15 protein-coding genes, 1 tRNA gene and 1 pseudogene are annotated in these 14,402 nt (G+C 65.7%); 6 read left to right on the top strand and 11 right to left on the bottom strand.

From position 1 onward, the window contains the following. Positions 1-260: 260 nt before the first annotated feature. The 5 genes and pseudogenes from dinB to P0W64_RS03915 all read right to left on the bottom strand — a co-directional run bounded on the left by dinB (position 261) and on the right by P0W64_RS03915 (position 3,936). Positions 261-1,469, bottom strand: coding sequence for a DNA polymerase IV (gene dinB, locus P0W64_RS03935; protein WP_275478966.1), 1,209 nt, complete (start codon positions 1,467-1,469; stop codon positions 261-263). Between the two features lie 53 nt (positions 1,470-1,522). After that, entirely contained in the window at positions 1,523-2,197 is a 675-nt protein-coding gene (locus P0W64_RS03930; RefSeq protein WP_275478764.1) for a cation transporter, read from the bottom strand. After that, positions 2,197-2,526, bottom strand: a complete 330-nt coding sequence (locus tag P0W64_RS03925; RefSeq protein ID WP_275478763.1) for a metalloregulator ArsR/SmtB family transcription factor — start codon at positions 2,524-2,526, stop codon at positions 2,197-2,199. Before P0W64_RS03925 ends, P0W64_RS03930 begins: the two co-directional genes overlap by 1 nt. Before the next feature lie 53 nt (positions 2,527-2,579). Further along, on the bottom strand, positions 2,580-3,014 hold the full coding sequence (locus P0W64_RS03920) for a VOC family protein (RefSeq protein WP_275478762.1): 435 nt from the start codon (positions 3,012-3,014) through the stop codon (positions 2,580-2,582). A gap of 40 nt (positions 3,015-3,054) precedes the next feature. Then, a pseudogene (locus tag P0W64_RS03915) lies at positions 3,055-3,936 on the bottom strand (TIGR03564 family F420-dependent LLM class oxidoreductase). Between the two features lie 114 nt (positions 3,937-4,050). Here P0W64_RS03915 and P0W64_RS03910 point away from each other — a divergent pair. Then, entirely contained in the window at positions 4,051-4,587 is a 537-nt protein-coding gene (locus tag P0W64_RS03910; protein ID WP_275478761.1) for a TetR/AcrR family transcriptional regulator, read from the top strand. A gap of 14 nt (positions 4,588-4,601) precedes the next feature. Here P0W64_RS03910 and P0W64_RS03905 read toward each other — a convergent pair whose 3' ends face one another. Further along, complete coding sequence (locus P0W64_RS03905) at positions 4,602-5,012, bottom strand: VOC family protein (RefSeq protein ID WP_275478760.1); 411 nt, start codon at positions 5,010-5,012, stop codon at positions 4,602-4,604. Positions 5,013-5,112: 100 nt separating this feature from the next. Here P0W64_RS03905 and P0W64_RS03900 point away from each other — a divergent pair, with 100 nt between their 5' ends. Next, a complete protein-coding gene (locus tag P0W64_RS03900; protein WP_275478759.1) occupies positions 5,113-5,775 on the top strand; it encodes an NUDIX domain-containing protein in 663 nt (220 codons plus the stop codon). Here P0W64_RS03900 and P0W64_RS03895 read toward each other — a convergent pair. The 3 genes from P0W64_RS03895 to P0W64_RS03885 are packed head-to-tail and all read right to left on the bottom strand — an operon-like array spanning position 5,714 to position 8,320. Beyond that, positions 5,714-6,385: a methionine ABC transporter permease gene (locus tag P0W64_RS03895; protein WP_275478758.1), complete on the bottom strand. Its 672-nt coding sequence runs from the start codon at positions 6,383-6,385 to the stop codon at positions 5,714-5,716. The genes P0W64_RS03900 and P0W64_RS03895 overlap by 62 nt on opposite strands. After that, on the bottom strand, positions 6,382-7,422 hold the full coding sequence (locus tag P0W64_RS03890; RefSeq protein ID WP_343232836.1) for a methionine ABC transporter ATP-binding protein: 1,041 nt from the start codon (positions 7,420-7,422) through the stop codon (positions 6,382-6,384). The genes P0W64_RS03895 and P0W64_RS03890 overlap by 4 nt, the downstream gene beginning before the upstream one ends. A 16-nt stretch (positions 7,423-7,438) precedes the next feature. Then, a complete protein-coding gene (locus tag P0W64_RS03885; RefSeq protein ID WP_275478756.1) occupies positions 7,439-8,320 on the bottom strand; it encodes a MetQ/NlpA family ABC transporter substrate-binding protein in 882 nt (293 codons plus the stop codon). 204 nt (positions 8,321-8,524) lie between these two features. Between P0W64_RS03885 and P0W64_RS03880 the strand changes: the two genes are divergently transcribed. Beyond that, positions 8,525-9,409: a MetQ/NlpA family ABC transporter substrate-binding protein gene (locus P0W64_RS03880; RefSeq protein WP_275478755.1), complete on the top strand. Its 885-nt coding sequence runs from the start codon at positions 8,525-8,527 to the stop codon at positions 9,407-9,409. A gap of 89 nt (positions 9,410-9,498) precedes the next feature. On the opposite strand, the gene P0W64_RS03875 is transcribed toward P0W64_RS03880, so the two are convergent. Further along, entirely contained in the window at positions 9,499-10,302 is an 804-nt protein-coding gene (locus tag P0W64_RS03875; RefSeq protein WP_275478754.1) for an ABC transporter substrate-binding protein, read from the bottom strand. A gap of 458 nt (positions 10,303-10,760) precedes the next feature. After that, a tRNA-Arg gene (locus P0W64_RS03870) sits at positions 10,761-10,834 on the bottom strand. Between the two features lie 115 nt (positions 10,835-10,949). On the opposite strand from P0W64_RS03870, the gene P0W64_RS03865 reads away from it, so the two are divergent. The 3 genes from P0W64_RS03865 to cmrA are packed head-to-tail and all read left to right on the top strand — an operon-like array spanning position 10,950 to position 14,361. Next, on the top strand, positions 10,950-11,498 hold the full coding sequence (locus P0W64_RS03865; RefSeq protein WP_275478753.1) for a PadR family transcriptional regulator: 549 nt from the start codon (positions 10,950-10,952) through the stop codon (positions 11,496-11,498). A 9-nt stretch (positions 11,499-11,507) separates the two neighbouring features. After that, complete coding sequence (locus P0W64_RS03860; protein WP_275478752.1) at positions 11,508-13,532, top strand: NADPH-dependent 2,4-dienoyl-CoA reductase; 2,025 nt, start codon at positions 11,508-11,510, stop codon at positions 13,530-13,532. Positions 13,533-13,554: 22 nt separating this feature from the next. Next, the gene (gene cmrA, locus P0W64_RS03855; protein ID WP_275478751.1) at positions 13,555-14,361 is read left to right on the top strand and encodes a mycolate reductase; all 807 of its coding nucleotides are present in this window, start codon (positions 13,555-13,557) and stop codon (positions 14,359-14,361) included. Positions 14,362-14,402 lie beyond the last annotated feature (41 nt).

The following is a 14,402-nucleotide window of genomic DNA, read 5'->3' as shown; positions in this document are numbered from 1 at the left end:
TCCGCGATCGATTCGTCAGCGGGTAAATCGACAGGCGGAGAAGAGTATTCAAGATCCTGCACTCGGCCCGCCACGCCGGAGGCCGAATCACACTCTACCCGCGATCGCGATCGGGTCCACCGCCATCTCCGAGATCCGAAGCTCGAGGCACGCTCGACTCGTCCGCCGGCGACGTTTCCGGCGACACCAGGAGGTCCGTCGGCAACGCGACCGAGCGGGTACGCACCCCTCCTCGCCGGGGGTGCCGGGCAGATCGGGAGTCAGTCCGGCAGCAGCGGCGCGTCGTCACCGTGCCTCCTGCCGAGCAGCGCTGCCCGAGTGACGGATTCGACGCCGAAACGGCTCCGCAGCTCGTCCAGCCGACTGTCTAGTTCGGCACCCCGATCCGCTTCGAAGGGCAACTCCAGCTGGGCCGACTCGGTGTCGTCGAGATTCGTGAGCGAGAGACCTATCAGCGTGCAACCGCGCTCGCCGATCAACGACGCAGCCTCGGCCAGGAGCTCCTGTGCGACGCACAGGATCACGTCCGTGCGGTCTGTCGGGGTGCCGACGGACCGCGACCTGGTAGCTCGGCCGTAGTCGCCGAAGCGCAAGCGCAGCACCATCGTTCGGGTCCGGCGCTCCGCCTTCCGAAGCCTCTTGCCAAGACGGTCCACGATTGCCGTCAGCGTCGCCTCCAGTTCCGACGGCGAGTGCGGCCCCCGCCCCAGGGCTCGCTGCGACCCTATCGACCGCCTCCGCCGGCCCGTCTCGACCCGGCGCGGGTCCTGCGCCCAGGCGAGGGCGTACAGGTGTCGCGCCGATGCGCCGCCGAGCAGCGACGAAAGGTGGGCGGGTCGTGCCTCCGCCAGCTCCCCGACGGTACGGATACCCGCCTCGAGCAGCCTGGCCTCCGTCACCGCGCCGACACCCCACAGACGCCGGACCGGAAGGGGATGCAGGAATGCGGTCTCCCCGCCGGGCGGGACCTCGAGCAGGCCGTCGGGCTTCCCGACGGCGCTAGCTATCTTTGCGAGGAACTTCGACCGCGCCACCCCGACCGTGATCGGCAACCCCACCTCTGTCTTGACCCTCCGTTTGAGGTCGGCAGCGATCTCGATCGGGGCACCCCTCAACCGGAGCAGTCCGCCCACGTCTAGGAATGCCTCGTCGACGGAGATGCCCTCGACTAGCGGCGTCGTGTCGCGGAAGATCTCGAACACCCTCCTACTCGCCTCGACGTACGCATCGAAGCGAGGCTGGACGACGACGGCGTGCGGGCACAACGCCTGCGCGGAACGCACCGACGTGGGGCACCGCACCCCGAACGCCTTGGCCTCGTAGCTTGCCGCTACGACCACACCGCCTCCGACCAGCACGGGGCGCCCGCGCAGCCGCCGATCGTCCCGCTGCTCCACCGACGCGTAGAACGAGTCGAGGTCGGCATGGAGAACCGACGCCTCCGCCCGCTCGCCTCGCTCTGTCTGCACGATCATATGTTCGCACGTCGGTACGACAGGTGAACTGGTATGCGCTTTCGCGCTTAGTCGCAGCAGCCGTCGCGGCATTCGCCGCCAACGGCGGAAGTACCGACCCCGGGTCGCGGGCAGCACGTGTCTCCGCGCCACGCGCCGATCCCCTCCCGTGCCGCGATCACCGCGATGACCAGGGCGGCGAGCGGATCCGCCCACGACCAACCGAGTAACAGATTGAGCACCAGGCCGGCCAACAGCACAGCCGACAGGTACGTACACAGCAACGTCTGCTTCGAGTCCGCGACGGCCGACGCCGAACCGAGCTCGCGACCCGCGCGCCGCTGCGCCCACGAGAGTACCGGCATGATCGCGAGACTGACTGCGGCGAGCGCGATTCCGATCCTCGAGTGGTGCGCCTCGCCCGCGCCGAGCAATGATCGGATCGCGTCGACGGCGACGTATACGGCGAGGGCGAAGAACGAGAACGCGATTATCCGCAGCGCCACCTTCTCTCGCGCTTCCGGATCACGCCCCGCGAATTGCCACGCCACCGCGGCAGCCGACGAGACCTCGATCACCGAATCCAGACCGAATCCGATCAGCGCCGCCGACGAGACCCGAGACCCCTCGGTCAGCGCGACCGCCGCCTCGGCGATGTTGTAGGTGATCGTTCCGGCGACCAGCCAGCGGATCCGCCGCGACAGCTTCGCCCGGCGCAGTGGGCTCGGACCCAGCCCGATCATCAGCAGCAGCCGTCGGAGTCTGCCGCGGGGCAGCACTCGGGGTCGACCGCGAGCACGAGGCCCACCAGGTCGTCCAACGCCCGGGCGATCCGGGGGTCGGCCAGTTCGTAGCGACTACGCCGCCCTTCCGGCACCGCGACCACCAGGCCGCACCCGCGCAGACACGCAAGGTGATTGGACATGATCTGGCGGGACACCCCGATGACCTCGGCGAGCTCCGACGGGTAACCCGCCCCGTCGCGCAGGCTCAGCAGGATCCGCGCGCGCGTCTCATCCGACAGGGCGCAGCCGAACCGCGCCAAAGCGTCACTATGTGTAGCCGTCTCCATGACCGCACAGTACATCGAGTTCTGTATTCAGTAAACGATGAACTACTTGCTCATCAGTCCAGGCAGAATTCGTTGCCCTCGACGTCCCTCATGACGAGACACGACTCGTCGAAACCGTCCGCGCGAAGTAGCTCCACTCGCTCGGCCCCAAGGGCGACGAGGCGCGCACACTCGGTTTCGAGGGCTGTCACGCGCTCGTCGCCGACCAACCCGGTTCCCACCCGCACGTCTAGGTGCACACGATTCTTGACGACCTTGCCCTCGGGCACGCGCTGGAAGAACAGTCGCGGACCGACCCCCGCGGGGTCGACACAGGCGAAGGCCGATCCCTGACGCTCATTCGGCAGCGATCGATCGAAGGCTTCCCACGAGTCGAACCCCGTTGGAGGAGGCGGGATCTCGTAACCCAACACGTCGCACCAGAATCTGGCCACCCGCTCGGGAACCGAGCAGTCGAATGTGATCTGGACCGTCCTCACCATGGCCATGCTCCGACCGTAGCGATGCCGACGCCGCCCCGCCAGCGCATTACTCCCCGGCGTCGGACAGAACCGAGCCGATCAACGACTGTGCTCGTTCGATGTCGCCCACAATACTGATGAGAAGGTCTGTAGCACCCGCTTTCTCGTACGCACGGATTCCCGAGGCGACATGTTGCTCGTCTCCGGCGAGAACCGTCTGATCGACCGATTCGAGCCCCTGCCGGCTCAGGTGAGCGCGATAGCTGGGAAGGTCGCCGGCGGCTCCGAGCCGAGCGCGCACATCCGCCCGGACCACATCCGGGTCGTCTGTAACGGCGACGATCAGACCCGCCATGATGCGCGGGCGGGGTCGACCCGCGTCCTCCGCAGCACGCGTCACGGTCGGCGTCACGTGATCGCCGATCGCATCAGCGGTAGTCCAGGCGGTGACCGCCCCGTCCGCGAGTCCGCCGGCGAGGCGCAGCATCCGAGGACCTAGCGCCGACAGCAGAATGTTCGGCGGTCACACCCCCGGCACCTCGACCTCAGCGTCGATCGAATACCACCGCCCGCGGTAGTCGACCGGCTGCCCGCCCAGAAGAGGGCGGAGGATCTGCAAGTACTCGCGGGTGTGTTCCACAGGACTGTCATAGTGCAGCCCCAGAACGTCCTCGACCAACGACGGATGGCTCGGCCCCACACCGAGAGTGAATCGGTTTCCGCTGGCCGCCTGCGCAGTCAGCGCTTGACCGGCCAGAACCACGGGGTGACGGGGGAACGTTGGAACGACCGCAGTCCCGAACTCGATGTCCGGCACAGCGTTCGCTACCACCGCGACGGCGGTCAGGGCGTCCCATCCCGACACCTGCCCGAGGAATACGCCGTGGATACCAGCGGCAGCGGCCTTCCGTGCCTGTTCAACGATCGCCTGCAGACTCGGAGTGTCCATGATCGCGTAGTTGATTCTCATCGAGCTCCTAACATGAATTTGATGTTCATGTTAGTTCCCGCATAACATGAGCGCAAGATTCATGTTCTCTCGAAGGACAGTCGGAAGGGATCGATGAGAGCCGATGCTCGCCGGAACCGCGATCAGATCGTTCGCGCGGCGGTAGGTGTGTTCCGCCGCTGCGGAACCGGAGGGGCTATGCAGCAGATCGCGGATGCTGCCGGTCTCAGCGTGGGCGCGGTCTATCGCCACTTCCCCGACCGGCGGGCGCTGATCGAGCACATCGGCTCCGAATCGCTACAGGCACTGAACGTGTCCAGCGCCGATGCACTCGGCCGCATCGGCGAAGCGGAGATCACCGCGTTCGACGGATTGGTCGCGGTTCTGCGCCGATGCGTCGCTCTCCCGCTCGGCCTCACCCATTCGCTCATCGACGACGACCACCGCGATCCGGGCCTTCCCGATCTGATAGCACGAAGCAACGGCCTGCTGCTTCGGCTGATCGCACTCGCTCAGGCCGAGGGGACGCTCCGCGCGGACTTCACGCCGGATGCGATCCTCGTCGGCATCTCGCGTGTGGTCTGTGCCCCCGACGTGGATCCCGAGGGCCTCGAATTCGCCGTCCTCATCGACGGCCTGCGCGCGCGGTAGCGCTCCGCGCCCGGTTACTGGTCAGCCGGGTATACCGCGATCTCGATGAGGTTGCCGTCGATGTCGCGGCAGTAGTGCGATGTCATCGGCCCCAGTGCGCCGATCTTCATAACCGGCCCGTTGGTGATCTCGACGCCGCATTCGTGCAGGTGCGCGCGCACCTGATCGGGCGTGTCGGTGGTGACGAAACACAGGTCCTCTGATCCCGCCGCCTCGGTCACGCCGGTGCTCCAGCCCGGATCCTGCTCGAGCGCACCGAGGGGACGGAGGTTGATCTTCTGGTTCCCGAATGCGAGGGCCACACGTCGGGATGAACCGAACCGCTCGACCCGCATTCCGAGCACTCGCTCATACCACGCAGCGGTCGCTCCGACATCGTGGCAGTTCAGGACGATGTGATCGAACCTCTCCACGGTCAGCGCCATGCAGCCGACCCTAGTATCCGTCGGAGTGCCTCGTAGTAGGGAACTCGCCCCGCCGTCTCACTACGGTCACATGTCGTACCCCACGCCTACTCTCTCGACCATGCCGACCGACCGAGCGCTGCATGCAACGATCATCGAGGAAGTGAGGCGGATCGTCCCCCTGGATCCACTAGAGGCCGAGCACCGTCGCGACGTACTCGGGTGGCTCGAGGAGACTTCCGACGTGTTCCGCCGAGTCAGCTCGCCCGTCGAGCCTATGCGACACCTCGTCTCGTACTTCCTCGTCGTCGATCCGGACGACGGATCGGTCCTCCTAGGCGACCATGTGAAGGCACGCCTTTGGCTTCCGTCCGGTGGGCACGTGGAACCGGGTGAGCACCCCGGCGACACCGTGATCCGTGAGTGTCATGAGGAACTCGGTATCGATGCGATGTTTCACCCGGAAGTCGGCCGGCACCCGCTGTTCCTCACCGTCACCGACACCGTCGGGTCGAGCGATGTGCATAATGACGTCAGTCTCTGGTATGTACTCCGACACTCGCGCGAGACCGATCTGACGGTCGATCCCGCCGAGTATCGGTCGATTCGTTGGTGGTATCGGGACGAGATCGCGGCGGCCGAGCAGACGCGCTTCGACCCGCACACCGCGCGGATGTTGCGCAAACTGCACGACGTCGAAAGCGTGGCGCGAGATAAGGGGATCAGTGATGCAGCAGCCGGCGAGCGAGTGAGTTGCCGAACCACTGGGCCACCTGGACGATGACGATCAACACGACGATCACGACCCACATCAGCTTCCAGTTGTACTGCTGGTAGCCGTACTGGAGCGCGAAATCGCCGAGACCGCCGCCCCCCACCGCGCCGACAATCGCCGACATGTCGACGATCCCGACGAACATGAACGTGTAGCCGAGCACGAGAGGCGCGAGCCCCTCGGGCACGACAACCGTCGCCAGAGTGCGGAGCCGCCCTGCCCCCATGGCGCGCGCGGCCTCGACGACACCCGGATCGACCGAGACCAGGTTCTGCTCGACCACGCGCCCGATCACGAAGAGCGCCATCACGGTCATCGCGAAAGCAGCTGCGTCGACGCCGATTCGAGTGCCGACGACCTTGGTCGTCAGCGGGGCTATGGCCGACACGAAGATGATGAACGGGATCGGGCGGACTATGTTCACGAGGATGTTCAGGGCTACGAAGACGAAGCGATTCTCCAGCAGGTTGCCCTTGCGAGTCGCGTACAACAGGGTGCCGTAGACGAGGCCGAGCAGACCGCCGATCACCAGGGTCACGGCGACCAGCCGGATGGTGTCGATGATCGCCTGCACGAAAACCGGCCAGATATCGGGGTCGAAGACGTCCGAGAAGCTCATGGCTGCACCTGTTCTCGAAGTTCATGACGGTACGCCGCGGTGCCGAGCTCGGACAGCGCAGCGGCGACTGCGGCGTCGGGCCCGTTCACGGAGTATGTGACCGAACCGAACGGCCGCTCTCCCACCTCGGATACTCCGCCGTAGATCAGTCGCGGACGGCATCCATGCCTGACGAGCACCTCGGCCGGGTCGGGAGCGGAAGGATCGTCGCGAACGGCGATACTGACGACGGTGCCCGGGTATGCCCGCGCGAGGCGCGCAAGCACGTCACCCGACGGTCGGTCGTGGACTGCGGCGTCCACGAGCCCACGCGTGGCGTCGGACGACGGCGCGGCGAAGACCTCGTAGACGTCTCCGAAGTCGACGAGACGTCCGTGGTCCAGGACCGCGACGGTATCGCAGATGCGGCGGACGACGTCCATCTCGTGAGTGATCACCAGAATCGTGGTGCCCAACTCGCGGTTGATGCGCGCCAGCAACGCCAATACCTCGTCGGTGGTTCCGGGATCCAACGCGCTGGTCGCCTCGTCGGCGAGAAGCAGACGAGGGCGACTGGCGAGCGCGCGGGCGATGCCTACGCGCTGGCTCTGTCCGCCTGAGAGCCGACTCGGGTACTGCCCGGCCTTGTCCGTCAGGCCGACGAAGTCCAGGAGCTCGCCGACCCGCTGCTTCCGTTCGGCGCGGGACCGTCCCGCCAGCTTGAGCGGGTACTCGATGTTGCCTGCGACCGTCCGCGCCGCCATCAGGTTGAAGCGCTGGAAGATCATGCCGATATCCGCGCGCAGGACGCTGAGCCGACGCTCACCCAAGGTGCCCACCTCGGTGCCGTGCACGAATACCTCACCCGTGGACAGTTTTTCCAAGCCATTAACCGTCCTCAGAAGAGTGGACTTCCCGGCACCGGAGGGACCGATCACTCCGGTAATGGATCCCTCCCGCACCGTGAACGTCACGTCCCGGAGCGCGTGCGTGGCGTGCTTTCCGCTGAAAGTCTTGCTGGCGGAGCGAAATTCGACCGCCGCGCCACCGGATCCCACAGTCACGGCGGGTCGGCTACCCGGCGCCGTGCTCACGCACCTGCGCTTCGAGCTGGGTGGTAGTGGCCTGCAGCTCTGCGGCCGGCTTGTTCGCGAACACGATAAGGTCGCCCGCCGACTTCCGTACCGCCGTCTCGACCTCCGGCTCGTGGAAGATCGAGGCCAGCTGCAGGTACACCGCATTGTCCTTGTCCGCCTTACGGACGACGAAACCGTTGAGGTACGCCGCCGCCTCGGGCGCTGCCGGATCGTCCTTCGCCAGGATCGAGCTCTCAGGTAGCTTCGCCTTCACCGCGTAGTCGTTGTTGATCACGGCACCGTCGACGCTGTCCAGGGTCTGCGCGGTCTGGCTCGCATCCACAGGCTTGACCTTCACCTTGGACGAGCCTTCAACAATGTCCGCCGGGGTGACGAACGGATTCCGCTCTTTGAGCTCGACCAAGCCGGCTTTATCGAGAACCAGCAGTGCACGCGCCTCGTTGACGGGGTCGTTGGGCACCGTGACAGTCCCACCCTGCGGGAACTCCGAGACCTTCTTGTGCTTGCTGGAGTACAGCGGCAGCGGATAGGCGGCAGTCGAACCGACGGGAACCAGATCGGTGTGATTCTTCACGTTGTAGGTCGCCAGAAACTGCCAGTGCTGATACTCGTTGACGTCGATCTCACCGCTTGCGAGTGCCTGGTTGGGCGCCTGATAGTCAGTGAAACCCTTGAGCTTGACCGTGATTCCATGCTTCTTCGCGGCAGCTTCGTAGACCTTCCAGTAGGACTCCGACACGTTCGTCACGCCGATGGTGACCGTCTTCGAGTCCTTCGAATCGCCGGCCCCGCCACCGCAGCCGGCGACGGTGAGGGTCGCGGCCAGTAGTACCGGAAACACGAGATGTCTGCTCTTCACGCATCGGGACATTACCGACAGTCAGCCGTTACGCAGCGTACCCGCAGAAAGGACATCAACCGCACCGGGGCCCTGACCACGTACTACTGCCTACTATCCGGATTGCATTCAGACAGAACATAATCCACAGATCTCGGTTGCGCGTCGCGATCAGGGTGAGCGCAGGCCTTCCCGAATCGGAGTCTTCACAGCATCCTCGGCATCGTGACCCGACAGTTCCGCGCACTCACCGTTCTCGTCCTCGTTCTCCTCACCGTCACCGCGACAACACTCAGCGCGTGTTCACGAAGATCAGACGACGGCCAGATCAAGCTGGGCGTGGTCGATATCGGCCAACCGCACTGGAAGGTCTTCACGCAGGTCGCCGCCGAGCACGGTTTCCATGTGCGACTGGTCTCGTTCGCCGACTACGACCAACCGAATCCGGCGCTGGCGGAAAGCACGATCGACCTGAACCAGTTCCAGCACGTCAGATACCTGGCGAACTACAACGTGCACAATAAGACTCAGCTCACACCGGTCGGCGCCACGCAGATCTATCCGCTGAAGCTCTACTCCAAACGCTGGCACGCCACGGCCGAGATACCACGTGGCGGCCACGTGGCCTTGTCGAACAATCCCGCCAACCAGATCCGTCCCCTGTTGAGCCTGGAGGCGGCAGGCCTAGTCACATTCCGCGGCGGAGCGGGGAACTGGCAGTCGACGCTCGCGGATGTCGACCGCGAGCGATCCAAGGTGCAACTCACCACGCTCGACCCCACGCAGATCGGCCCCTCGCTCGACAGCGTGGATGCCGGCTTCGTCGACGACACCTTCGCGGTGAAGCTCGGATTGACCGACAAGGACACCATCTACACCGACGATCCCGACCGCCCGGACCTCGCACAGTACGTCAATATCTTCGCCGCACGCGCCGGCGATCCACGCAGGACGGACCTGGAGCGCCTCGCCGCGCTGTACCACGACGAGCGCGTGCACACGGCGGTACTCGCGGAAGCGGGCGACGCCGCCGTGTTCCGCGAGACCTCAGCCGCCGAGCTGCGAAAGACGCTCGCACAAGTCGAGCAGGTCCTCCGCGCCGCGAAGTGACGGTCCGGCGAAGTCAGAACACTTCTATGGCCATCATCGCCGCATCAGCGAGGTCGATGACGGACTCGCCGATGTCTTCACCGCATAGCTCAGTGGGCGCTCAGCCACTTCTCGATGACGTTGAGAAGCTCCAGCTGTCCGCTCGGCGAGCCGAACGCCAGCTCACGGCTAACGGGCATCACCTGCCCGTTAGTCACCGCCTTCAACGACGTCCAGCTCGGGTCGTTCGCAACCTGGGACACGGTGGGCAGATTCGTAGCGGGGTTCGAGGCGGCGATGAAGAGGTCGACCTGGCCAAGGCGCGTCAGTTGTTCGGCGCTCAGAGTCTCTCCGTGGCCGCCGTTCGCGTACGCGCCCGCGTAAATCGTGGCCCCGAGGTCACGCATGGTCGAGCACGTCGCGTAGGACAGGCATGCACTGAGAAACTTTCCGTTGTTGTACACGATCGGTGCGATGGTCTTTCCTTCGACCTTGCTGCCGACCTTCGCCTTCACCTCGGCTAACCGCTTGCCGTACCGGGCGACCCATGCGTTGTACTGGGCGGTGCGTCCCAACGCTGCGGCGACCGTCTTGAAGTGCTCCCGCCACGGGGTGTCATCGAAGCCGTTGTAAGTGTAGGTGGGGGCGATTCCTTCGAGCTTGTTGTGGGTTCCGTTCTCGTAGCCGAGGCTGTCGAGAATGAAATCGGGCTTCGCGGCGGCGATCTTCTCGTACGCATGCTCGGGGAAGTTCGCGAACGTCTCGATCCCGGTCAGCTCCGCCTGTGGGTAGTACGACGGGAAAGCCTTACCGTCGCGGGTCGGCAGGCTCCGAGCGACCTTGAACCCCAATGTCACAAGAAGATCCGTATCGGTCGGGTACATCCCCAACGCCGCCCTCGGCTCGACAGGCATCACAACCTCCCCACGCGGAGACCGAACCGTGGTCTGCGAACTCGCGGAGTCGTCGGAATCGGAAGAACGGCAACCTGACACGATCAGCGCTAACGCGAGCGCACCCGCTGCCGCGACCGACACGCGCCGAAACCGCGAAGACCCCATGGCCACCCCCTGCATCGATCATCTACTAAGGTGAGCCTAACATCGTCGTCTCGCCAAACAGCTCGCGCTCACAGGACGTATCACTTGCCATCCGGACAGCGCCGGACAGCGACGGACGCAGCGACGCGGCACATTCGCGAACGGCGACTCGAGCGCTATACGTTCGCCTTGGCTGAGCGCTCGTGGCCACCGCCCAGCCGCCGCCCGGCGGGTTGAGACGGGACCGGCCCGCAGTCGCCTGAGCGTGCTGGGTCGCGCATCTCATCGGCCATCATAAGTCTCCTACCTGCGGAGATAGGAGCTCGCGCGAGCGCCCCCGGCAGGAATCGAACCTGCGACCTAGGGATTAGAAGGCCCTTGCTCTATCCAACTGAGCTACGGAGGCAACGCGGTCATAATAGCCGCCCATAACGTGCCGGCGTACCCGCCACCAACGAAGCCCCGAACGCCGGGCATACGCAACTAGTTGCATATCTTCTCGGTCGAGGTTACCGTCAGGCATGGCTTTGGAGCACGCGATCCTGGTATCGCTGAACGAGCGTGCGGGCACCGGGTACCAGCTCACCCGGCGGTTCGACCGCTCGATCGGCCATTTCTGGCGTGCCACTCACCAGCAGATCTACCGCACCCTGGCGCGCATGGCCGACCAGGGGCTCGTCATGTTCACCGAGGAGCCGCAAGACGGCAAACCGGACCGCAAGGTCTACTCCGTCACCGACGGTGGTCGCGCCTTCCTGTCCGAGTGGGTCACCACAGCCGGAAAGCCGGCCACCTTGAGAGACGAACTCGCCGTCAAGATCCGCGGCGCACGCCCGGAGGACCTGCCCGCGCTGGCCGACGAGATCCACCGGCACCGCGAGGCGCACGCCGAACGCGTCGACCTCTACCGGTCGATGGAGAAGAACGATTACCCGGACCCGTCCACCCTGACGGGCACCGCGCTGCAGCAGCAACTGGTGCTGCGAGGCGGCATCGTGATCGAGGAGGCACTCGTCGGATGGCTCGACGAGGTGCACTCAGCCCTGAACCGAAATCCCTCTCAGCCTTAAGGATTCGCGATGACCACACGTTACCCGCTGTTGTTCGAACCGCTCGACCTCGGACACACCACCCTGCGCAACCGGATCGTCATGGGTTCCATGCACACCGGTCTCGAGGACATGCCATGGGACATCGACAAGCTCGCGGCGTACTTCGGGGCGCGCGCCAAAGGCGGCGTGGGACTGATCATCACGGGCGGGTACTCCCCGAACATCACCGGTTGGCTGCTGCCCGCGGGTGCCAAGATGAGCTCGCCGATCGACGCCCTCCTGCATCGGCGTGTGACGTCCGCAGTACACGCGGAGGGCGGCAAGATCGCGATGCAGCTGCTGCATGCGGGCCGCTACGCGTACCACCCGCTCAGCGCGTCGGCAAGCTCGATCAAGGCGCCTATCAACCCCTTCAAGCCGCGCAAGATGCCGGACCTCGAGATCCGGAAGACGATCCGGGACTTCGGGAACGCCGCACGCACAGCACAGAGGGCCGGCTATGACGGCGTCGAGGTGATGGGCGGCGAGGGCTATCTCATCAACCAGTTCCTCGCTCCGCGCACCAACAAGCGCACCGACAAATGGGGCGGCTCGGCGGACAACCGGCACCGATTCCCCGTCGAGATCGTGAAGGAGATCCGGAAGCGCTGCGGCGACGACTTCATCGTAGTGTTCCGGCTCTCCATGGCCGATTTCGTCGACGAGGGGCAGACACGCGACGAGATCATCTCCCTGGCACTGAAGCTCGAGGCGGCGGGCGTCTCGATCCTCAACACCGACATCGGGTGGCACGAGGCGCGCGTGCCCACCATCGTCACCTCGGTGCCACGCGCGGCTTTCGCCGCGTTCACCGCGGACGTCACACGCGCCGTGAGCATTCCGGTGTGTGCAGCCAACCGGATCAACATGCCGGAGACCGCCGAGGAGCTGCTCGATCGCGGCGACGCGCAGCTGGTCCAGATCGCGCGCCCGCTGCTCGCCGACCCCGAGTGGGCCAACAAGGCCCGCGACGAGCGCGTCGACGAGATCAATACCTGCATCGCCTGCAATCAGGCCTGCCTAGACCACGCGTTCGTTCACAAGAAGGTGTCGTGCCTCGTCAATCCTCGTGCGGGACGTGAGACATCGCTCGTCCTGGGTCCCACGCGGTCGGCCAAGCGCGTCGCCGTGGTGGGCGCCGGACCCGCCGGGCTCTCGACGGCGGTGAGCGCTGCCGAGCGCGGGCACCACGTCGAACTGTTCGAGGCCGGTGAGTGCATCGGTGGCCAGTTCACCTATGCCGCAAAGATTCCCGGCAAGGAAGAGTTCAACGAGACTCTCCGGTACTTCTCCACGATGCTGGATCGCAACAACGTCACCGTGCACCTCGGGAGGACAGCAGGTGTGGACGATCTGCGAGAGTTCGACGAGGTCGTCATCGCCACCGGCGTCGTGCCGCGCGTGCCGTCGATCCCGGGCGTCGACCACCCGAAGGTCATCACCTACGCGCAGGCCGTCAGCGGCCAGAGGCCGATCGGCGACAGCGTCGCCATCCTCGGCGCGGGTGGCATCGGCTTCGACGTGGCCGAGTTCGTCACCACCGAGAAGTCACCCACCCTGCACCTGGACGAGTGGAACGCCGAGTGGGGCGTGACCCGCGACGCGCACACCCGCGGTTTCGTGACCAAGCCGCAGCCGGCACCGTCACCACGGACGGTCTACATGCTGCAGCGCAAGGCCACGCCGCAGGGCATCGGCCTGGGCAAGACCACCGGCTGGGTGCACCGCGCGTCCGTGAAGATGAAGGGCGTCGAGCAGTTGCGCGGCGTCAACTACGAGCGGATCGACGATGATGGTCTGCATATCACCTTCGGTGAAGAGCACAAGGATCCCCGCGTGCTGGACGTCGAGACCGTCATCCTGTGCACGGGCCAGGAGTCCGAGCGCAGTCTCGACGAGGCGCTGCGGGCGGCGGGCGTGCAGACCCACGTGATCGGCGGCGCCGACGTCGCGGCCGAGCTCGACGCCAAGCGCGCCATCCGCCAGGGCACCGAGCTGGCAGCGGCGCTGTAGCGGCTGGGTACGATTCGGACCCATGCCAGTACCTGCACCCAACAAGTCCGCTCGCGCAGTCGTGACCGGCGGCTCGTCCGGAATCGGCATCGCCCTGGCGACCGAGCTCGCGCGCCGCGGACACTCCGTGATCCTGGTGGCCCGGACGACCGGTCCCATGGAGGAGCTCGCCACGAAGCTGCACACCGAGTTCGGTGTCGAAGTCGAGGTCAGGGGTGTGGACCTGTCCGACCCGGTCGCGCGCGGCGAGCTGTGCAAGGAATTCGCGGGGCGTGAGATCTCCATCGTCTGCAACAACGCCGGCACCGCAACGTTCGGCAAGGTCATCGATCTCGATCCCGAATACGAGCGAGCGCAGCTCGAGCTGAACGCGACCGCGGTGCACGATCTGACGCTCGCGGTGTTGCCGCAGATGGTCAAGCGCGGCAGCGGTGGCATCCTCACGACCGGCTCGGCCGCCGGCAACATGCCGATCCCGAACAACGCCACCTACGCGGCATCGAAGGCCTTCGCGAACACCTTCTCCGAGTCGCTGCGCGGCGAGGTCAAGGAGTTCGGCGTCCACGTGACATTGCTGGCTCCCGGACCCGTGCGCACCGAGCTGCCTCCCGAAGAGGAGCGGTCCACCGTGGAGAAGGTCGTACCCGAGTTCCTGTGGGTCAACACCGAATACACGGCCCGGGTGAGCATCGACGCGCTGGAGAAGAACCAGATGCGCGTGGTGCCTGGCCTGCTGTCCAAGGCGATGTCCACGGCAGGCAACTACACCCCGAGGGCCATCATCGCGCCCATCGTGGGCCAGATGTACAAGAAGCTCGCCGGTAACTGACCCGGGCGGGGGGGGGGGGGGGGGGGGGGGGGGGGGGGGGG

Source organism: Tsukamurella sp. 8F (genome assembly GCF_029167375.1).
Taxonomy (GTDB): domain Bacteria; phylum Actinomycetota; class Actinomycetes; order Mycobacteriales; family Mycobacteriaceae; genus Tsukamurella.
Note: the sequence above shows the minus strand (reverse complement) of the source record. Positions and strands in the feature narration are given on the sequence as shown.

Excerpts from the sequence above, each read along its gene's own strand:
- P0W64_RS03875 (WP_275478754.1), bottom strand. The coding sequence starts at position 10,302 with ATGCCTGTCGAGCCGAGGGCGGCGTTGGGGATGTACCCGACCGATACG.
- P0W64_RS03930 (WP_275478764.1), bottom strand. The coding sequence starts at position 2,197 with ATGATCGGGCTGGGTCCGAGCCCACTGCGCCGGGCGAAGCTGTCGCGG.
- P0W64_RS03860 (WP_275478752.1), top strand. The coding sequence starts at position 11,508 with ATGACCACACGTTACCCGCTGTTGTTCGAACCGCTCGACCTCGGACAC.
- P0W64_RS03895 (WP_275478758.1), bottom strand. The coding sequence starts at position 6,385 with ATGAGCTTCTCGGACGTCTTCGACCCCGATATCTGGCCGGTTTTCGTG.
- cmrA (WP_275478751.1), top strand. The coding sequence starts at position 13,555 with ATGCCAGTACCTGCACCCAACAAGTCCGCTCGCGCAGTCGTGACCGGC.
- P0W64_RS03865 (WP_275478753.1), top strand. The coding sequence starts at position 10,950 with ATGGCTTTGGAGCACGCGATCCTGGTATCGCTGAACGAGCGTGCGGGC.
- P0W64_RS03910 (WP_275478761.1), top strand. The coding sequence starts at position 4,051 with ATGAGAGCCGATGCTCGCCGGAACCGCGATCAGATCGTTCGCGCGGCG.
- P0W64_RS03905 (WP_275478760.1), bottom strand. The coding sequence starts at position 5,012 with ATGGCGCTGACCGTGGAGAGGTTCGATCACATCGTCCTGAACTGCCAC.
- P0W64_RS03920 (WP_275478762.1), bottom strand. The coding sequence starts at position 3,014 with ATGGCCATGGTGAGGACGGTCCAGATCACATTCGACTGCTCGGTTCCC.
- P0W64_RS03900 (WP_275478759.1), top strand. The coding sequence starts at position 5,113 with ATGCCGACCGACCGAGCGCTGCATGCAACGATCATCGAGGAAGTGAGG.
- P0W64_RS03925 (WP_275478763.1), bottom strand. The coding sequence starts at position 2,526 with ATGGAGACGGCTACACATAGTGACGCTTTGGCGCGGTTCGGCTGCGCC.